The 20,390-nt window shown below is 39.3% G+C and carries 15 protein-coding genes and 1 tRNA gene; 6 read left to right on the top strand and 10 right to left on the bottom strand.

What is annotated here, in order from left to right; genetic code table 11:
- Positions 1-82: 82 nt before the first annotated feature.
- A complete protein-coding gene (locus AB3G38_RS15925; RefSeq protein ID WP_367864849.1) occupies positions 83-1,615 on the top strand; it encodes a glycoside hydrolase family 10 protein in 1,533 nt (510 codons plus the stop codon).
- A 53-nt stretch (positions 1,616-1,668) separates the two neighbouring features.
- On the opposite strand, the gene AB3G38_RS15920 is transcribed toward AB3G38_RS15925, so the two are convergent.
- The 4 genes from AB3G38_RS15920 to AB3G38_RS15905 form a co-directional block, all read right to left on the bottom strand.
- Positions 1,669-4,524, bottom strand: a complete 2,856-nt coding sequence (locus tag AB3G38_RS15920) for a M16 family metallopeptidase (protein ID WP_367864848.1) — start codon at positions 4,522-4,524, stop codon at positions 1,669-1,671.
- A 106-nt stretch (positions 4,525-4,630) separates the two neighbouring features.
- Positions 4,631-6,550 (bottom strand): glucosamine-6-phosphate deaminase, encoded by a 1,920-nt coding sequence (nagB, locus tag AB3G38_RS15915; protein WP_367864847.1) that lies wholly within the window; start codon positions 6,548-6,550, stop codon positions 4,631-4,633.
- A 610-nt stretch (positions 6,551-7,160) separates the two neighbouring features.
- Positions 7,161-7,862 carry an ABC transporter ATP-binding protein gene (locus tag AB3G38_RS15910; RefSeq protein WP_367864846.1) on the bottom strand — a complete coding sequence of 234 codons (702 nt, stop codon included), beginning with the start codon at positions 7,860-7,862 and terminating at the stop codon, positions 7,161-7,163.
- Position 7,863: 1 nt separating this feature from the next.
- Positions 7,864-9,339 carry a DUF5687 family protein gene (locus tag AB3G38_RS15905; RefSeq protein WP_367864845.1) on the bottom strand — a complete coding sequence of 492 codons (1,476 nt, stop codon included), beginning with the start codon at positions 9,337-9,339 and terminating at the stop codon, positions 7,864-7,866.
- Positions 9,340-9,482: 143 nt separating this feature from the next.
- Here AB3G38_RS15905 and AB3G38_RS15900 point away from each other — a divergent pair, with 143 nt between their 5' ends.
- Positions 9,483-9,698: a hypothetical protein gene (locus AB3G38_RS15900; RefSeq protein WP_111636124.1), complete on the top strand. Its 216-nt coding sequence runs from the start codon at positions 9,483-9,485 to the stop codon at positions 9,696-9,698.
- 41 nt (positions 9,699-9,739) lie between these two features.
- The gene (locus tag AB3G38_RS15895; RefSeq protein WP_367864844.1) at positions 9,740-11,437 is read left to right on the top strand and encodes a S41 family peptidase; all 1,698 of its coding nucleotides are present in this window, start codon (positions 9,740-9,742) and stop codon (positions 11,435-11,437) included.
- Here AB3G38_RS15895 and AB3G38_RS15890 read toward each other — a convergent pair.
- Together AB3G38_RS15890 and AB3G38_RS15885 are read right to left on the bottom strand one after the other, a co-directional pair.
- Positions 11,434-11,763 carry a 2Fe-2S iron-sulfur cluster-binding protein gene (locus AB3G38_RS15890; RefSeq protein WP_068405051.1) on the bottom strand — a complete coding sequence of 110 codons (330 nt, stop codon included), beginning with the start codon at positions 11,761-11,763 and terminating at the stop codon, positions 11,434-11,436. The two genes, AB3G38_RS15895 and AB3G38_RS15890, sit on opposite strands and share 4 nt — an antisense overlap.
- Before the next feature lie 3 nt (positions 11,764-11,766).
- Complete coding sequence (locus tag AB3G38_RS15885) at positions 11,767-12,777, bottom strand: NAD(P)/FAD-dependent oxidoreductase (protein ID WP_367864843.1); 1,011 nt, start codon at positions 12,775-12,777, stop codon at positions 11,767-11,769.
- A gap of 203 nt (positions 12,778-12,980) precedes the next feature.
- Between AB3G38_RS15885 and AB3G38_RS15880 the strand changes: the two genes are divergently transcribed.
- The 3 genes from AB3G38_RS15880 to AB3G38_RS15870 all read left to right on the top strand — a co-directional run bounded on the left by AB3G38_RS15880 (position 12,981) and on the right by AB3G38_RS15870 (position 15,198).
- A complete protein-coding gene (locus AB3G38_RS15880; protein WP_367864842.1) occupies positions 12,981-13,736 on the top strand; it encodes a UDP-2,3-diacylglucosamine diphosphatase in 756 nt (251 codons plus the stop codon).
- Positions 13,737-13,961: 225 nt separating this feature from the next.
- On the top strand, positions 13,962-15,035 hold the full coding sequence (gene prfA, locus AB3G38_RS15875; RefSeq protein WP_183868400.1) for a peptide chain release factor 1: 1,074 nt from the start codon (positions 13,962-13,964) through the stop codon (positions 15,033-15,035).
- A gap of 89 nt (positions 15,036-15,124) precedes the next feature.
- Positions 15,125-15,198 (top strand) — tRNA-Asp (locus AB3G38_RS15870).
- A gap of 347 nt (positions 15,199-15,545) precedes the next feature.
- Here AB3G38_RS15870 and AB3G38_RS15865 read toward each other — a convergent pair.
- The 4 genes from AB3G38_RS15865 to AB3G38_RS15850 all read right to left on the bottom strand — a co-directional run bounded on the left by AB3G38_RS15865 (position 15,546) and on the right by AB3G38_RS15850 (position 20,378).
- Positions 15,546-16,583: a glycosyltransferase family 4 protein gene (locus AB3G38_RS15865; protein ID WP_367864841.1), complete on the bottom strand. Its 1,038-nt coding sequence runs from the start codon at positions 16,581-16,583 to the stop codon at positions 15,546-15,548.
- A gap of 75 nt (positions 16,584-16,658) precedes the next feature.
- Positions 16,659-18,458 (bottom strand): asparagine synthase (glutamine-hydrolyzing), encoded by a 1,800-nt coding sequence (gene asnB / locus AB3G38_RS15860; protein ID WP_367864840.1) that lies wholly within the window; start codon positions 18,456-18,458, stop codon positions 16,659-16,661.
- 476 nt (positions 18,459-18,934) lie between these two features.
- Positions 18,935-19,486 (bottom strand): WcaF family extracellular polysaccharide biosynthesis acetyltransferase, encoded by a 552-nt coding sequence (locus AB3G38_RS15855; protein ID WP_367864839.1) that lies wholly within the window; start codon positions 19,484-19,486, stop codon positions 18,935-18,937.
- Positions 19,473-20,378, bottom strand: coding sequence for a glycosyltransferase family 2 protein (locus AB3G38_RS15850; RefSeq protein WP_367864838.1), 906 nt, complete (start codon positions 20,376-20,378; stop codon positions 19,473-19,475). Before AB3G38_RS15850 ends, AB3G38_RS15855 begins: the two co-directional genes overlap by 14 nt.
- Positions 20,379-20,390: the final 12 nt, after the last annotated feature.

The raw sequence follows: 20,390 nt of genomic DNA, 5'->3' as shown, positions 1-20,390 counted from the left end.
TTTAATTGCTAAAACCGGGGTTGAAACTTGAGAATTACATCCCCACATTTATTTTAAATTTAAACTACCAAAAGAACTAATAATGCTGAAAAAGATTGTTTTTGCAATTCTAACAACTTTAATTACCCCAATTTTTATCTATGCACAAACAGCAGCAAAAATTGCTCCAAAAAGGGAGTTCAGAGGGGTTTGGGTTGCAACTGTTACGAATATAGACTGGCCTTCAAGACCAGGCCTGAGTGTGGATGAACAAAAGCAGGAGTTGATTGGGCTGCTTGATCAGCATAAAAGAAATGGAATGAACGCGATTATGCTGCAGGTAAGGCCTGCAGCCGACGCATTTTACCGAAAATCAAGAGAGCCGTGGAGTCAGTGGCTGATGGGCAAACAAGGTGTTGCACCAAGTCCGGGATATGACCCTTTGGAGTTTGCGATTACAGAAGCGCATTCGCGTGGTATGGAATTACATGCCTGGTTTAACCCATATCGGGCAAGTATGAGTGCAAATACTGTATTCAGCGAAGATCATATGACCAAAAAAAGACCAGATATGTTTTTTACCTATGGCGGGAAAAAACAATTTGATCCGGGATTACCTGAGGTCAGAGAATATATTGTGCAGGTTATTTTAGATGTGGTTAAAGGTTATGATGTAGATGGGATCCATTTTGATGATTACTTCTATCCTTATCCTATTGCCGGACAGCGCATCAATGATGGAGCTACCTTCAGCAAATACTCTAATGGATTTACAAATCTGAATGATTGGAGAAGAAACAATGTTGACCTGTTGATTAAACAGCTGGATGACAGTATCCACCATTATAAAAAATATGTAAAATTCGGAATCAGTCCGTTTGGGATATGGAAAAACAGTAAAGAGGATCCCCAGGGATCTGAAACACATGGTCTTTCTAACTTTACAGAATTGTATGCTGATTCCAGGAAATGGATTAAAGAAGGCTGGGTAGATTATATCAATCCGCAGGTCTATTTCAGTTTCACCAGGAAGGCTGCGCCATTTGACACTTTAGTAGATTGGTGGAGTAACAATACTTATGGCAGGCACCTTTATATCGGACAGGCTGCTTACCTGATGAATCAGCGTATGGAAGCTGCCTGGCGGGATCCAAATCAGCTCCTGGATCAGGTCAGGTACATGCGCGAGAATAACCGGGTACAGGGAAGTGTATTCTTTAGTTCCAGGTCATTTTCTACTGTGGCAAGAGCAACAGCAGATTCTCTGAGAAATGATTTATACAAATATCCGGCACTTCCCCCACAAATGCCCTGGCTGGACGAGATTGTGCCAAATATACCACAGGGTCTAAGTGCAGAGGCTGCAGGCATAGGTGTACAGTTGAAATGGTCAGCGCCGTTAAAAGCAGCTGATGGAGAAACAGCTTCCGGTTATGTGATTTACCGGTTTGATGAAGGAGAAAAAATCAGCGTGGTCAATCCTAAAAATATGATCAAAATCAGCTTTAATGATACCCCATCGTTTTTGGATACCAATATCATTAAAGGCAAAAGATATACTTACCTGGTTACTGCGCTCGACAGGTTAAAAAATGAGAGTGATGCCAGTGGCCCGGTAGGGGTCGAGACTAAATAAAAAAAGCGGACATGAATCAAATCATGTCCGCTTTCTGGTTTATGTCTTATTTGTTATTTCTGCGGCATTAAGACCATCCGGATATAGTTATCCTGTTTTAAATACTTTTGTGCATTCGTTTTAGAAGATTCAGTGGTCACTTCATTGAGTCTTTCTTTTGCGGTCAGTAGCTGGTTCAAATCATCTCCATATTTAAGCCTGGTGGTCAGGTAACCAAGCCAATAGCCATTGTTACGCAGATTTAATTCTTGCTGACGCTGTACCTCAGATTTGAATTTTGCCAGATCCTGAGCCGTTACTCCGTTAGTTCTTATTATTTTTACTTCGTCCAATGCAGCAGCAATTAGCTTTTCTGTATTTGCTGGCGCACAACTAAAAGAGATGGTGAAATAGTAATGTGCTCTTGGATATTTATTTACACTCAGTGAAACCTGCGGAGAATAAACACCACTTTCTTTTTCACGCAATCTTTCGAGGATTTTGATTTCCAAAGCACTGCTTAAAGCATCCAGTTGTACATTATTTGCCGCTGTATAATCATAATCACCGTGAATATATAACTGGACACTGGCCTTTTCTTCTAAACCTTTGTAGACTGTTTTACTAATGGTCCCATTTGGAGTGCGTGATCCAAGATCAATATAACCGGTCTTTTTATTCAAGGTTGGTAAACTGGCAATATAAGTCTCTATAAGCGGTTTAATTGTATTGAGGTCAAAGTTACCCACAAATACAAAGCTTTGTTCTCCAAGGTCCGCAAAGCGCGCTTTATAGAACGAAAAAGCTTTGTCCAGAGAGATTTTATCAATATCTGCTAATGTATAGGGCATGCTTCTTTTATGATAAGAAGAAAGAACGGCTTGTACTGTATCTGCAAAAACGCTTTCTGGCTCTGCATCTTTATTCTCCAGACTTACTTTAGCATCACTGATTGATTTGTTAAAAATCTCTATGTCTTTACGCGGGGTCAAAGCCGAAGCGGTAACCATCTGAAGTGCATTTTCCAAATCTTTAGGCGCAGCACTTCCACTAAAGCCCTGGTATAATTCACCTATATAAGCACCTGCGCTGCCTGTATTCCCGGCTAAAAGCCTGTTGAGTTGTGAAGGGTTGAAATCACCTAAACCACTTTGAGTAATAATCCCTGCATTATCAGCAGACTGATAATCATCCGGATCTGCTAATGAAGTCCCTCCTTTGGAAAAAGAACTGAAAAGTATCTGATCATTCTTGAAATCTGTTGGCTTAAGCAAAACTTTAATGCCATTACTCAGCGTCCACTGGGTAACACCAATATCCTCAAATTTCTTTTCTGAGACCACTTTTCCAGCTACTGGTTTTTGTGCTAAAAGAGGTTTATCAACAGCATTATCCACATAGGGTTTCAGGTTTTTTTCTGCATTGGTTAAGGCAGCAAGTAATTGAGCCGTAGTTGGAAGATTCGATTTTTCCTTTTCAGGAGCGGTTACAATAATAATTTGATTTTGGTTGGTAATCAATGTTTTTGCCAGTGCATTTACTTCGGCCAGGGTGATCGTTTTCAGGTTTTCTTTCGTGTCTTTATAATTGAACCCGATTGAACCTATTGCAGAGCCAGTTAAAAAATGACTCAGGTATTCTCCTACAAAAGCAACAGATGAAGTTTTGTCTTTCTCTTTCAACAGCATCTCATTCCCGGCTTCAATATTCTTTTTAACCACATCTAGTTCTGATTGTAGAAAACCAAATTTGACGGCCCTTTCACTCTCCGCAACTGCTGCGGTAAATGCAGGTAAGAGGTCTTTTCCTGATTTTGCTCCGGCAGTAGTTTGAAAAGCATTGATTTTTGGAACTAAGCCTCCCTGATAACTACCAAAAGAACCTTGTGCAAACAAGAACGGGGCGCTGTTCTTTTCCAGGATTTCCTGAAAGCGTGCGGATAGCATAGCGTTAATCATACTATAAACAACATTTTTTCTCTGATCTGTGGTCGTTTTTAAGATATTTCCGCGTTGTTTCCAGGTTACAGAAGCCACATTGTATTGCTGTTCTGCATCAGTAATAATTTTAACTAGTGGTGCTTTATTGTCCGGAAGGTCATAATTTAATCTTTCTTTCTTTTTAGCCGGATTTTTTAAACCGGAGAAGTTGGCAATAATCAATTGCTCCACTTCATTGACATCAAAATCTCCAACTGCAATTACTGCTTGCAAGTCTGGCCTGTACCAGTCTGCATAAAAGTTTCTGATCTTATCGTGTGTAAAAGTTTTTAAGAGGTCTATTTTTCCAATAGGAAGCCTTTTTTCATAACGGGAATCTTTAAGCATGACCGGCAGCAGTTGTTTTCTGATGCGTTCTGCTGAGTTTTTGCCGCTCTGACGGTCTTCTTCAATAATGACACCCCTTTCTCTATCTATTTCGGCTCCGTCCATAGAGATTTTTCCTGCCCAGTTGGCCAGAATTTTAAAACCAGTATGGAAGAGCTCTGTGCTGTCTGTGGGAATTGGCAATTGATACACAGTCTGATCAAATGAAGTATAAGCATTTAAATCAGCGCCGAAACGTACCCCCGCTTTCTGCAGATAATTGATGATTTCATTTTTAGGGAAATCCTTTGTACCGTTAAAAGCCATGTGTTCGGTAAAATGTGCCAGTCCTAGCTGATCGTCATTTTCCATTAAAGAACCGATGCGGTTGGCCAGGTAGAGCTCGGCCCGGTTTTTAGGCTCCACATTTTTCCTGATATAATAGGTCAGGCCATTGGGTAATCTGCCGATTTTAACGGCTGGGTCATTGGGGATTAATTTTCCGGCGCTTACAGTATGCTTAGCGACTGGTTGGTGTTTTGTAGTCTTTTGTTGTCCTGATACCGGGTTGTTAATTGCTGCAAGCAAAGCTAATCCGATAATCGGGAATATATTTTTATACATATGGTTTTAATTTAAAGCGCCTGTTTAAGAAACGGTCTGAAACTGTGTTTTGATATAGTTTTGAACGATTTCTTGAACAGGCGCTAGATTTTATTGGAAATATTGCTTAGAATTTCCAGCGGACGAAAGCTTCCATTGCTTCGTATTCTGCTAATCCCAAGTCATCATAAGCTTTCGCAGTGTCTCTGTTCCTATCTTCAGCACGCTCCCAGAATTCTCTGGAATCGTCCCCTGGAAATACTGCTCTGTCTTTTTGTGACTGGTGTTTGAAAATTGCATATTTCTTTTTCAGCAGTTCCTGAGGACTCAAAGGAACTGCCATCTCAATTTCATGCGTATCAAATTCCTGCCATGCGCCGCGGTACATCCATAACCAGCAGTTTTTTGCCCATTCTTCTGTTTCGCGCAGGCGGTTCATGGCTTCAATAATAATGTTAAAGCAAACCAGGTGTGTTCCGTGCGGATCTTCAAAGTCTCCGGCAGCAAAAATCTGCTCAGGTTTAACTTTTTGAAGTAGTTCTATAGTGAGTTCAACATCCAGATTGGTTACCGGATTTTTCTTGTTTTTTCCGCTTTCATAAAAAGGAAGTGCCATAAAATGGATATGATCATCTTCTAGTCCGCAGTAACGGGCTCCTGCAATTGCTTCTCCTTTTCTGATCAGTCCTTTTACAGATTGAATTTCTGGTGTATCAACCTGATTAGGTTTTTTAGCTGCAATGAAAGTACGCATGTTGTCATATATACCCTTCAGCTCTTTTTGATCCAGTCCCATTTTTTCTGCGAAGTCAATGCTGAATTCTACAAATCTTAAAGCGTCATCATCCCAAACAGCCGTATTTCCTGAGGTTTGGTAAGCGACATGGACATCGTGCTGCTGATCTACCAGGCGGATAAAAGTACCACCCATAGAGATCACATCATCGTCTGGATGCGGAGAAAAAATAACTACTCTTTTTTTAGCTGGAGTTGCTCTTTCCGGTCGCTGAGAATCGTCTGCGTTTGGTTTTCCTCCCGGCCATCCGGTAATGGTGTGTTGTAATTTATTGAAAATATGAATGTTGATGTTATAAACAGGGCCTCTTTCAATGGCTAATTGTGCCATACCGTGATTATTGAAATCATCTTCGGTAAGTTTTAAAATCGGCTTTTTCAGTGTATTTGCAAGCCATATTACTGCTTTTCTGATTAATTTATCTTCCCATACACAGTCTTTAACAAGCCATGGCGTATCAAAACGGGTCAATAAGGAAGCTGCGTCTTTATCAAGGATAAATTCTACATGATCTGATAATTGCAGATAGGTGGCGGGTACTTCACTTGAAATTTCTCCTTCTACTGCTTTTTTGATAATAGAAGCTTTTTTCTGGTTCCATGCCATCAGAATGATCTCACGGGCTTTGAAAATAGTCCCGATTCCCATGGTGATTGCTTTGGAAGGGACGAAAGATTTTCCACCGAAGTCTCTTGCTGCATCTCTTCTGGTCAGATCATCAAGAGTAACCAGACGGGTTCCTGAATTGGGGGCAGAACCCGGTTCGTTAAACCCAATGTGTCCTGTACGTCCAATTCCGAGGATTTGAATATCCAGACCACCGAGCTCTCCGATTTTGCGTTCATAATCAAGACAGAATGCAGGAATAGCTTCCAGTTCGAGTGTACCGTCGGGAATATTAATGTTTTCTTTAGGAATATCAATGTGATCGAATAAATTCTCATTCATAAAGGTCACATAACTCTGAGCGGCGTTAGGCTGCATCGGGTAATACTCGTCCAGGTTGAATGTGATCACGTTGCTGAAACTCAGATTTTCCTCTTTGTGTAAACGTACAAGCTCTGCGTATACTGCAATCGGTGTAACACCGGTCGCAAGGCCTAGGACTGCCTTTTGCTTCTTTTCTTGTTTTTCTCTGATGAGATTAGCGATACGCTGTGCAACGTTTATGGATGCTGCTGCTGGGTTATCAAATACTGAAACAGGGAGTTTTTCGAAACGTGTTTCTTCCAAAAGATTTAATCTTGCCATTGTAATTATGGTGTTTTGAGGATTTAAGGAAGCCGTAAATATAAAAAAGTTTTTGAGTCTTCGATAAAAAATGGATGTAGTGTTTTTTTGACGCATTCATGAAGAATGAATGCACGTCAAAAAAACACTACATCCATTTTTTATCTCAGCTTATGGGTGGGTTGGAGAGGAGGGGACTTTTGAAAGGGCTTAATTTACAGGAGGATAGTTGGAAAGCTTAAAAAGACCTTAATTAGGAAAAACCATTTAGAAAGGACTTAATTAGAAGGAACCAATTAGAAAGGACTTAATTAGAAAAAACCATTTGGAAAGGACTCGATTAGAAGGAACCTATCACAAGGAATTTAATTAAAAGACCTTAATTAGAAAAAGCCAGTTAGAAAAATCAATTAGAAAGGACTCGATTAGAAGGAACCCAATCACAAGGAACTTATTAAAAAGACCTTAATTACGAAAACCCAATTAGAAGAACTCAATTTGTTAGAAAGACCTTAATTAGAAAAAACCAGTTAGAAAAATCAATTAGAAGGACTCGATTAGAAGGAGTCTATGACAAGGAACTTAATTAAAAAGAATTTGATTAGAAAGGACTTAGTAAAAGGGGACTCAATTAGACAGTCCTTAACGAAAAATAGGCTTCGAGTTCTTTCAGGGTATTTTCGTTGGTGTACATATCTTTGATAATTTTTCCTTTTTCAAATAAGATGATACGTTCGCAGACATCTGTAACGTGGTTGAGGTCGTGACTGGAAATCAGGGTAGTAAGTTGTTTTGTTTTTAAAGTTTTTAAATGGTCTTTAAGCCTGATTTGTGTGGTTGGGTCAAGGTTTGCAAAGGGTTCATCGAGAATCAGTAATTCTGGGTTTTGGAGCAGGGCTGCAACAATGCCTATTTTATTTTGGTTTCCCATGGAGAAGTCACGGATATATTTGCCGCTGTTCATAATTTCCCCGTTAAAGAGCTCTGTATAGGGGATTAAGGAATTCATGACCTCCAAAGCACTGTAGTGTTGGAGGGAGCCGATAAAAATAAAATATTCTTCTGGGGTGAGGTAATTGATCAGAAATCCTTCGTCCAGGAAAGAGGCTGTATAGTTTTTCCACTGATCGTCCTGGGCTACATTTTTACCTTTGGAGAGTATCTCTCCTGAAAAGGGACGGATCAGGTCTAATAGCATTCTGAACAGGGTTGTTTTACCTGCCCCATTATTGCCAACGATGCCAACGGTCTCGCCGGCGTTAATGGTTAGATGATCAATATCTACTACGGTAGTACCTGCGTATTCTTTTTTTAGTTGTTTAATTTCCAGCATTTTATTTTTGTCTAAAGCCTTCTGCGATTTTATATTTTCTTTCCTGGAACTCTTTGGTGAGGAAGTTGATCCAGAAGTTCCTGGTCAATAAACCTGCAAGGCCGGTAATGGCAACGCCGGCAATCCCCCAATAGGGGTTTGAAATCAGGGATATGGGTAAATAAATTAAGTAAGGGCTGAGCATGAGCGGAATAGTTTGCAGCATGGTAGAAGCTGTAATTCCCTGCCAGTTCATCGCAGATCCTTTACTGAGGTCAAGCGCCTTGTAGTTTCTTGTGGCAAAGTATAAAGTAATCACTGAAGTAACCCCGATATTATAGCAATAGACTGCAAACTGAAGGATCAGGATTTTCCAGCTGATTAGTCCGTAAATACTTACTGCGGCTGTTAGAAGAGTTGATCCGATAGTGAATAACAGAAATTTTGCTTTGAAAAAAGTCTTTATATTTAGTTTGCTGGTTAAGAGCCCGTCAAATTCTGCACTTTGCCAGCCAAACATAAATTGTCCGTAAAGCATAATCATATTTCCGGTCATAAAAGTAGCGGGAAAGATCAGAGACCAGAATTTGTTGGCATCCAATGTTTCCTGTTTATAGAAAAGAAGGCCGTAGAAGATAAAAAGGAGCCCTTTGGTGAGTGTTGAGCGTGACCTTTTGTTGCGCAATATTAATTTGATCTCCAGGGCAAGGTAAACCCCTGTTTCACCAAACCTGTCAAGAAAGGGGTAATCTGTACTTGATTTTTTCTGCTTTGCAGACTGCAGTTCTTCGAGATATAAATTCCTCTTTAAAAAACGGGTGTTGATCGTGAGCATAATAACTGCCGCAACAGGGAAAATGGTGGCGACTGGTGGCGTAGTCGTTATCACATGGAAAACATGATTCGACAGCGATGCGATGGAGAAGACTTTAAAGTATTCAAGCAGACCGACGGCAACTAAAAAAACTGAGCCCAGTATTCCCGCTTTAAGGTTTCCTATAGTCAGCCTTTTGAAATAAAGTGCAGCATAATTATTGAAAATCACTAAAGACATAATAGCGAGTAAATACATGATACAGGCAAACGCGCCAAAATCACTGTTGATCTTTAAAATGGAAAAGGGAAAGAAAAGCAGTAGGGGAAGAAGGTTGAAAACTGAAAAAAGTGCGGTGATATTTAAGAATGAAATCAGTTTGCTTTTGGGAATATTCAGGTGCAGATAAGGTTGTACAGCCAGTGTTGGAAGCTCTTGCAATTGTAAACGCATGAGGAACTCTATGGTGAAATAATAGAGGATCATGCCGTTGAAAACCAGCATGACGTCTTTGCCGGGAAGCATTTCTTCGATAATATGTTCCATGTTATACCCGATGAAAATGGAAACAAGAACCAGGTAAAGTATAATAAAGCCCATAATCAGTTGTGTGGCAATTGTTCCACCCTTGCCTTTGGATCTCCAAAAACTCATCCACTGATGTGCTAAAAATGTTGCGTACATAATCGTAAATATATATATAAATTAACTCCGTCGTATGCCCGGATTCCGTTCAGCAGCAAGCGGGCGGGAGATCTGCTATATAGAAGGTGCTTTGTTGAGTTATTGCTGTTTTTTTTTCATATTTTTGCGGGAAAGAATATATTATGGCAAGCTTTACGTTCACTCCTGAATCAGCAGAAAGAGTTAAAATCAAAGTCCTTAGAAAATACAGAGATTTAGCTAAAGAGAATTTAATATTTGCACCTGGTCAGGAAGATCAGCTGGTTAATCAATTAACTGCATTATTAAAAAGAGATGTCAGATATGTTGAATTTACCATCAATAAAGCACTTGCTGATCCTAACGGAAACAGGTTATAAGCAATAGGCAAGGCCATCCTCTTTAACTTATCTGTATGCCCATGAAAAGAAACAAGTTTGCACTTCTATTTGCTCTTATTGCATTTGCGTCTTTTACCTGGTCTTTTAAGGAGGATTTATTCCTGGTATCTAAAAATATGGACATTTTCGCGTCCTTATACCGGGAAATTAACATCAATTATGTGGATGAAACCAATGCCGGAGATCTAATGAAAAGCGGTATCGATGCGATGCTGGACACATTGGATCCTTATACTACTTATATTCCAGAATCTGAGGTAGAAGATTATAAGCTGAAATATGTGAGCACACAGTTTGGCGGAATTGGTGCCAGTACAGTTTTTATCGAAGGAAAACTTTTTGTAAATGAAGTAAGTGCAGGTTATCCTGCGTTTAAGCTTGGTGTTCAGCCCGGCGATCAGATTATAAAGATCAATGGCATTGAAGTGAAAGGAAAAGAACGTGCAGAAGTGAGCCGTTTGCTTCGCGGTCCGCGCGGTTCTGCCGTAGATCTGCTGCTGATCAGAGAAGGTACAGTCCTGCAAAAACAGTTGGTCAGAGACGAAATCAAACAACTTAATGTTTCTTATTCAGGGATGATCGGTGATCTTGCCTACATCAGGCTGGATAAGTTTCTGGAGAATTCTGCACAGGAAGTACAGGACGCAGCAATCGAGTTGAATAAACAACATCCGAAAGGGATGATCCTTGATCTGAGATATAATGGAGGAGGGATCTTGCAGGAAGCTGTAAAAATTGTCAATCTGTTTGTCAATAAAGATCTGGTTGTGGTAACCCAAAAGGCCCGCAATCCTGAAAAAACAATCAATTATAAGACAAGTAATATGCCGCTGCTGCCAGATCTTCCGTTGGTGGTATTGATTAATGGTTCTTCTGCTTCCGCTTCAGAAATAGTTGCGGGCGCATTGCAGGATCTGGACAGAGGTGTGGTGATCGGGCAACGGAGTTACGGTAAGGGACTGGTTCAGCAAACTTTCAATCTACCTTATAATAGTCTGGTTAAAGTTACAGTAGCCAAGTATTTTACGCCTTCAGGCAGGTGTATACAGGCGGTAGACTACGCGCATAAAAATAAAGAAGGGAAAAATTTGAAAATTGCAGACTCCCTGATTGCAAAATATAACACTAAAACGGGAAGGGTTGTCTATAATGGAAGTGGTGTTTACCCTGATCTGCTGGTTGGAGCTATCAAGCTAAGTCCTATAACAATTTCTTTAATTAGTAAGAGCATGTTCTTTGATTTCGCCAATGCTTATAAAAAGAGCCACGCAACAATCAGCCCGGCTACAGATTTCCAGGTGTCGGAAGAAGATTATGCTGCTTTTGCGAATTCGCTGGATGGAAAAGATTATTCTTATACTTCTACAGCAGAAAGATTGCTGTCAGATTTGAGAACTGAAGCAGAAAAAGAACAAAAACTATCACTGGTTAAGAAAGATCTGGAAGAGCTGAAAGCGAAGATGCTGGTGGCTAAAAAAACAGAGATATTCACGCACAAAGCAGAGATTAAAAGAATACTTGAAACGCAGATTGTAAGCAGGTATTATTTTGAGAAGGGTAAAATAGTGCAAGCATTCCAGTATGATAAGGAATTGGAAGCTGCTAAATCAGTGCTTGGCAATTCCACTAAAATGCTTGCAATATTAAAAGGTGAGGGTACTTATAAGACTATAGGTGATCCTGTAAAAGTAATCGCAGCACCCGCAGATAGTAATTAGTCAGTACCGTGCAGTTTGACAACCAGCCCATCCATTTCGTGGCTTAATTGCAGCTGACAAGCTAATCTTGAATTTGGTAAAAGGTCAGGTAAAGTATCCAGCATGGCATATTCGTCATCTGTCATTTCCTTTAACTTGTCTTCACCTTCCAAAACATCCACACAGCAGGTTGCGCATAAGGCCATCCCACCGCAGGTAGCTAAAATATCATATTCACACGCTTTAAGATACTCCATCAAACTTAATCCCATATCAACAGGGGCTTCCAGTGAAGTTAATGTGCCATCAGGGTTCTGAACGTGTACGGTAATATTATTTTCTTCCATTATTTAAAATTCTGCTACTCCGTTAACTGTGGTATATTTCATCGTGTATTTAATACCAGGGTTCATGTACTGGTAAGCACTATGACTCATCAATGCAGCCTCGTGGAATCCACAAAGGATTAGTTTCAATTTGTTTGTATAAGTATTGATATCACCGATTGCATAAATACCCGGGATATTGGTCGAGTAATCATCAGTATTAACTTCGATTGCACTTTTATGAATATTCAGGTTCCATTGCTCAATCGGGCCTAATTTAGGGCTTAATCCAAAAAGAGGAATTAAATGGTCAGCATCAACGATAGTTTTTTCAAGTGTTTTGTTGTGTACAATCTCTACCTTTTCCAGCTTGCCTGTTCCTGTTACAGCACCCAGGTTACTGTTGAGTACAAGATTGATTTTTCCGCTCTCTGCCAGCTGCATTACTTTAGCTACGGAGTCTGGTGCTCCACGGAAGCTTTCGCTGCGGTGTACAAGTGTTAATTCTTCAACTAGATCAGCAAGGAATATAGTCCAGTCCAATGCAGAGTCACCACCACCTGCAATTACCATTTTCTGTCCGCGGTACTGCTCAGGATCAAGGATCATGTAATTTACGCCGCGTCCGTTTTCAAACTGCTCTAGTCCGGATACGACAGGTTTACGAGGTTCAAAACAACCTAATCCACCAGCAATTACTACAACTTTGGCTTCTATGATAGTACCCATATTGGTTGTCAGTACGAAATCACCTTCACCACGTTTCTCCAAACCTTCAATACGTTCGCCTAAAGTATAACCAGGGTGAAATGGTTTAGCTTGTTCTACCAGGTTATCAACTAGTTCCTGAGCTAGTACGCTCGGATAACCAGGGATATCATATATAGGTTTTTTAGGGTAAATTTCGGAAAGCTGACCTCCAACCTGAGGTAAGTAATCAATTAAATGACAACGCATTTTAAGCAAACCTGCTTCGAAAATAGCAAACAAACCTACGGGTCCGGCGCCAATGATGGCTATATCTGTAGAAATCATGTATTTAAATTTGTTGCGAATTTACAAAATTTGTTTGTAATGATTCTCAACTGTCTGCATTTGATTCAAAATTGAGGCTGATTTGACAAAGCTGACTGATCTAATGGGCTAAGTATTCATTTTATCATAGGGTTAAGGCCGATTGCCGGTAAAAAATATTTTTGGACATGATTGATAAAATGGTTGACTATCTTTGAATATTGATGAAAAAGAACATATATTTTGCCTCTGATTTTCATTTAGGGTCACCAAATCATGCTGCAAGCCGCCTTCGTGAAGACAGGATTGTACGCTGGCTTAATACCATTGAACCAACTTGTGCAGAGTTATTTTTGATGGGAGATATTTTTGATTTTTGGTTTGAGTATAAAACCGTTGTACCTAAAGGATATATCCGTTTACTTGGGAAATTAGCTTCCATGTCTGATGCGGGTATTAAAATCTATTTTTTTAAAGGAAACCACGACATGTGGGTAGATGATTATTTTACCAAAGAAATGGGGATACAGATCGTTAGTGATGAGCTGGTTATTCATAGAGGTGGGAAAAGTTTTTATCTGCATCACGGTGATGGCCTGGGGCCTGGCGATGCAGGTTACCGGGTGTTGCGGAAATTCTTCAGAAATCCGGTTTGCAGGTGGTTATTCTCTGTGCTTCCACCAAGAATTGGTTTAGGAATCGCTACTGGCTGGTCTGGACATAGCAGGATTGTGAATACGGCAACAGAAGAAGTTTTTCTGGGTGAGGATAAAGAGTGGCTGGCTGTGTATTCGAGAGAGGTGCTTGAAAAACAGCATTATGATTATTTTATTTATGGTCACCGTCATTTACCGATGATCGTTGACCTGGGTAAAGAAAGTAAATATTACAATATTGGAGAATGGTTTGGATTTAATTCTTATGCCGTTTTTGATGGTGAAGAGTTGAGTTTAAAGTATTTTGAAAAGGCAGGGGAATAAAATCTTTACTAATGCGCTGATCAATTATTAGTTGCGTAGCCTGACTGTCCTTGAAAAACAATCCTATATTTCACCGAAATTCCTTATTTTTGTAATCCTGATAAATACCAAGTGCTTCAGTATACCTTTCTGATCCGGTAGTTTCCAGCCAGATAAGCTGGAGATTAACGGTATAAACATTGTGAAAGGGGTTGAGCAGCTATTTATTTGCTGAATAAAAAGATTATGTTAGAGAAATTAGAAGCTATAAAAATTCGCTGGGAAGATGTAGAAGAGCAATTGACTAATCCTGATACTATGCAGGATATGAAACGTTTTGCCCAGTTAAATAAAGAATATAAAGATTTAAGCAAGATTGTAAATGAGTATCTGGTTTACAAAAATGTAATGAGCAACATTGACGCAAACAAAGAAATTCTGCTGACTGAAAAGGATGCGGAGATGCGTGAAATGGCTAAAGAAGAATTAGATCTGCTGTTGAAACAGCAGGAAGAGATTGAGGAAAAGGTTCGCCTGATGCTGATCCCTGTAGATCCTGAGGATTCTAAAAATGCAGTGTTCGAGATCAGAGGTGGTACTGGTGGTGATGAAGCAGCTTTATTTGCTGGTGATTTATTCCGGATGTATACCCGTTTCTTTGAGCAGAAACGCTGGAAAGTTGAAGTTGTGGATGTTACTGAAGGTACAGCCGGCGGATACAAAGAGGTGATCATGAAAGTTAGCGGAGAAGATGTATACGGACAATTGAAATATGAGTCTGGTGTACACCGTGTACAGCGTGTGCCTGATACAGAAACACAGGGAAGGGTACATACTTCAGCTGCTTCGGTAGCGGTATTGCCTGAGGCCGAGGAAATCGATTTCTATTTGAACCCTGCTGATATTGATCTGCAGACTTCGCGTTCAGGTGGTGCAGGTGGACAGAATGTAAATAAGGTAGAGACGAAAGTACAGTTGACACACAGACCATCAGGTATGGTTGTTGTTTGTCAGCAGGAACGTTCACAGTTGGGTAACAGAGAGATTGCGATGGAGATGTTACGGAGTAAGCTATATGATATCGAATTGCAGAAACGTAATGGAGATATTGCTTCAAGACGTAAAACGATGGTCTCTACTGGTGACCGTTCAGCTAAGATCAGAACGTATAATTATCCGCAGGGAAGGGTAACGGATCACCGTATCGGTTTAACGTTATATAACCTGAATGGGGTGATGGATGGTGGCGTACAAGAACTAATTGATGCATTACAGTTCGCTGAGAATGCAGAAAAGATGAAAGAGGGCTCTGTAGCTTAATGAGTTAGGTTTTTATTCAAAAATAATTAATATATTAATTTTGAATTGTAATTATAGTTCCTATATTTGCAATCCCGAAAGGGAAAGACGGACCGGTAGTTCAGCTGGTTAGAATGCCGCCCTGTCACGGCGGAGGTCGCGGGTTCGAGTCCCGTCCGGTCCGCAAGATTAGACAAAACATCAAAAAACCTGTTATCATAACGATAACAGGTTTTTTGATTTACAGATCTTCCGAAATATTCAATTTTTGGGATCAGGCGTAAAAAGTATCTTGTTAAATATTTGTAGAACATTTTCGTTTAGTTCAGCAATTTTTGCTGTTAAACTAAACGAAAATGGCAATTGAAAAATTGAATGGGTAAGGATAGTTCCTCAATATGGAATAAAAAAACCATAATAATAGTTAGAATGAGGTTTCTACGTGATTTTCATTCCTGAAAATCTTTGCTCCCCCTAAGTGGGCAATTCTCTAACCAAATTATAGCCTTATTGGTTAAATTAGGCCAGCTGTCAATATTTTAATAGTTCGGCCACTTTCTTTTTATAAACCTCATAACCAAATTTTTCCATACATTTTTTTTGGATGTCATCTTGTTTGCCTTTTTGCAGAGCAATCAAAATTGCTGTTTCAATCTCTGCTTGGCTAGTGGGATCAATCAACATTCCCAATTCACCGTTTAATAAGGCGTCCCTGCTACCGTCAGCATTGCCACCGATAACCGAACAGCCATGGGCAGCCGCTTCTATAAATACAAGGCCAAACCCTTCAGCTTTGCTTGGCATTACAAATACATCCGCCAATTGATAATGATGATTTAATTCCAAATCAGGAACAAATCCGGTAAGAATTACATTTTTATCTACTTTAAATTCTTCAATGAGTTCGTTTAGCCGCGCCAATTCTATTACATCTGCTTTTCCAACCAATAGATAAACAAGATCAGGATAGAGTTGGATAACTTGTTTTAGTGATTTAATCACAAGATCATAACCTTTATACTGTTCGGCTGAAGATAAACGGCAAATGGTCAACAAAACCTTTTGACCACTATTGATAGCGTATTTATTTAATAACAAATTTGGTTTTGATGTTACATTGGATATTTTTAAGAATGGGTCTATGCTATTATTCAAAACTTTTATCTGTTTTTGATTAATGCCGTGCCGACTTATTACTTGCGCTGCAGTATACTGGCTCACAGCCCAAATCTCTATTTTATTTAACAACAGCTTTTTCCAATTGGGTAGTGGGCTCCAGATTTCTATGCCATGGGCAAAAAGTACAATTCTGATATTAGGTTTCAATTTCTTAACAATGCTGGCAAAAACCAGGAGGTGCAGATGACTGATGATGAGGACGTCAGCATTTAAGCCTTTTCTTACTGCTGCCATTCCGAAAACAAACCGATTAGCCTTATATCCTTTGAATTGGTCTTGCGGAATATATTGCGGATCGGCCAGGTCATCGTACATAGATAACACCTGATAAGAAACAATCTGCCTGGCAACTTTTAAATCATCTAGTGCTTTTGCAAATGTTTTACTCATTTTCTCGATGCCCCCGGTTAAACTGAAGGTATGCAAGGTCAGAAAAAGAACTCTACAATCTCTCAACTCGTTTCTCTAATTTTTAAATACCTGGTAAAGCAACATTACTTTACTCCAATGTAAATTACCCTGTCTAAATGTATCAACTATTTTTGTTGCACTTTGGTTTCCACCCGTTCTTATCGAAGTTAAAAATTGCTCGTCTTTTGTTAACCAAAGTTGGAAGGGGAAGGTAAAGCCCATTTTTTTTCGGTCCCATACTGCAGTTGGCAGTATGGAAGAAAATGCATCAATCAAAAGTGATTTTGGCCGATCAGTTTTAAATTTCAGCTTGGGTTTAATAGATTTAAGCGTATCAAGTAAGTCCTGATCTAAAAACGGGACCCGTACCTCTACACCGTGCTGCATGCTCATAGAATCGGTATCTTTAAGCAATTGGTTCTGCATGTATAAATTGCATTCCAACCAGCTTGCCCTTTCTCCATTATCTAAATAATTGGGGACGGGTGCAATGTTTACATTTTTTAGTACACCATCTACTTTCTCTATGGTGCAATTCAATAAAGCTGAGATTTCATCTGGGGTAAATATTCCCCTTAAAAAAAGATATTCACCAACAGTGTTTTGATAACTTAAATAGTAAAAACGCTTAAAAGCTGACTTCTTGAAGATCAAGCTCTTCTTAAGGATGAGTTTTGGTAACTTTTTAAGTTGTTTAACTAGTCCCATCCGTGTGAAAGATGGATAACCTCCAAAAAGCTCATCTGCACCAATGCCAGATAAAACTGCTTTCAACCCATTTTCTTTTGCAAAATAATTTATAAACCATGAGTTGACCCCATCTGCAGTCGGTTGATCAATAGCTTTTAGAGCAGCAGGAAAATGTTCTAAAAAGATAGCTTGGGTAATGGTGTATTCCGAATGCTTGCTATTAATTTTCTCAGTTACAGTATCCTGAAATACTTTCTCTGAATAGGCTGTTTCTTCGAAGTTGATCGAAATGGTGTTCAGGGTACTTAGATTCTGGTTCATAACTTCATCTGCAAGTAGTGTTACAATACTACTATCTATGCCGCCGCTTAAAAAAACGCCAATTTTAGCATCTGATAATAGGTGTCTTTTGACCGATGCACGTAAATTTTGTTCCACAGCCAATTTAGCAGCCTCTTTGTCCGAAATTCTTTCAATTTGCCGAAGCTGGACATAATTTTTGATTTCGAAAGTATCCGATTGATGTTGCCATTCCAGATAATGCCCCTTTGCGAGCATCAATACTTCGTTAAAAGTGCTATATGGTTCTGGTATGTGTCCAAAAGCGAGGAAATAGATTTTCCAATCAGGTTGTTCGCTATAACTATAACAGGTTTTGGTAAAAGCCTTAACTTCTGAAGAAAAAACTAAATTTTGTGCTGTTGCGCGATAATATAAGGGTTTAATACCCGATTGGTCGCGGACTAAATAGCTGCATTTAAGGTTTGAGTCATATAAATAAAACGCAAACATGCCTTTGAGCTTTGCGAAGCTCGCTATGCCCCAAGCTACATAGGCAACTAGTATAACTTCGGTATCGCTTTCGGTATCAAATAAAAAGCCCAAATTTTGAAGTTCCTGTTTGAGTTCCTGGTAATTGAAAATTTCTCCATTGAAAGAAATTATAAATTCGCCTGCTTGATATTTCATTGGTTGATGACCACAAGGAGAGAGATCGATCAACGCCAAACGTCTATGTCCAATCACAATTCCTTCGCTGGCGTTAGTATAAAACCCCTCCCCATCCGGACCGCCGTGCGCCATTATGTCGCACATGCCCTTAACCTCCCGTTCGATTTGATCTATTGATCTTTTTTTATCAATTATACCTGAAATTCTACACATAGATCTCCGTTCCCATTTATTTCAATTGCATAGCCGATAACATAATTTTTGACCGGAATATACACAAAAATGTAAGATTTAATCCAAGCCTCCTCGCTACTTTTTTACAATAAATCTACTACTATGCCGGTCTTTTTTTAATGAATATAGGTTGGGATTCCGTCTCTCATAGGTTCTGCATAATTAAGGTTTATGCAGATTTGTTCAACTTAAATTATAATATGATGTTGAGCAAAGAAGAAAGCATTTATTCAATCTTTCCAATATTACCGCTTGATCCTTGAAAGGTTGAAATTAGCCTGCAGAACTGGTCTAACTCAGCTATATGCTTAAAGAAGAAAAAAATACCCCGGTTCCACAACATTTGGCATTGATCCGATCAAGACCAAAACTTTTGGGGAGTCAATAAACTAAGCAGTAAAATAACCGATTTTGAGGACTATCAATTGCTGACTGACGGGTACTAAAAAAATGAGCTAAATAATTGAACGAGACCTGATTTTTAGTGCAGGATTTCCCTGATAGATAGAGTATGGGTCTAAATTTTTTGTAGCTATTGAACCTACTGTAAGTACGGAATGTGATGCTGCTGTAATGCCCTGGTTTATGATCGCACCAGCTCCGATCCAGACTCCGTTTTCTAATATTATCTCTCCGGTAATCAGGTCAAAAGAAGGAGTTTTATAATTATGATTGCCTGTAAGCAGTAATGCACCTTGTGATATGCATACATTTTTGCCAATCTTTACTGGAACCAGGTTATCAATCCATACATTTTCGCCAATCCAGCTATGATCTCCAATATTGAGCAACCATGGGTATTTGATGTTTACGCATGGTTTGATATTCACGCCCACGCCTACACTGGCACCAAATAATCGTAACAGGTATACTTTTAATCTGCTGTATGGAATAATGCTTGTTTTAAATAAAATAGCATTAACATAAAACCATACTATTCTTTTAAACAGTGTTCCACCGGGATGATAGGGGAAGTTATGGTACGCTGAGAGGTCAGTTTCTTGCATGAGGCTTAATTTCGGGATTGTCAGTTGTGTTTTTTTTCATCGCAGGTGTATCTGCAATCTCCTTAATTTTGATATCAACGATAAGGCGAAACCAGAAAGCCTGTAAAAAGTGAAAAATGAATCCTTGATGGCCATCAAGAATGCCAAGTCTGAATATATAACGATAGATAAAGTATACAAAAGGGCGAACAAATAAGGGCATCTGCCACCATAACTGTTTAAGCCAGGCCGTATGTTCATCCGGGGAACCCCGGAATTTGGGCACAAGTGTTTGCGTACGTAGTTTAAGTCGCCTTTCTATTTCCTCATAGGCAAGCAGGTCGCTATAGCGGTTATGCTTATCTATCCAGAAGCGAATGTTATTCTCTTTTAGATTTTCCTCCACCAAACAACTGTTTTTCCATAGTATAGTTTTACCAGGTACAATAAATCGATGGTCCATATTTTCATTCAGATCTGAATAACCTAATCCGTAACGGAACATTTTTAAGAGGTAAAAAGGAAAATAACCTCCATGTTTAATCCATTTACCTTTAAAATAGTTCTTACGGTTAAAATAGATCCCGTTGATATCCTGGTTATCTTCATCCCTGAAATTTAACAACTGCAGCCTTAGTTCGTCTGTCAAGATCTGGTCTGCATCAATACAGATTACCCAGGGAGTCTTTATCTCAAAAGTTTCCAGTGCATAATGCCATTGCTGCGGATGATTAATAAATGTATGTTGTTTGACTTGTGCACCTGATATTTCAGCGATTTGGAGCGTCAGGTCTGTACTGCCAGAATCAAGTATACAAACAGCAGCATTTAAACCCTTTATAGAGTTCAATAACCGTTGAAGATGTAATTCTTCATTATAAGTTAATATAATGAAGGTATAATCCGCATTCATCAAGGGTGGCTA

Source organism: Pedobacter sp. WC2423, assembly GCF_040822065.1.
In the GTDB taxonomy this organism is placed as follows: domain Bacteria; phylum Bacteroidota; class Bacteroidia; order Sphingobacteriales; family Sphingobacteriaceae; genus Pedobacter.
Note: the sequence above shows the minus strand (reverse complement) of the source record. Positions and strands in the feature narration are given on the sequence as shown.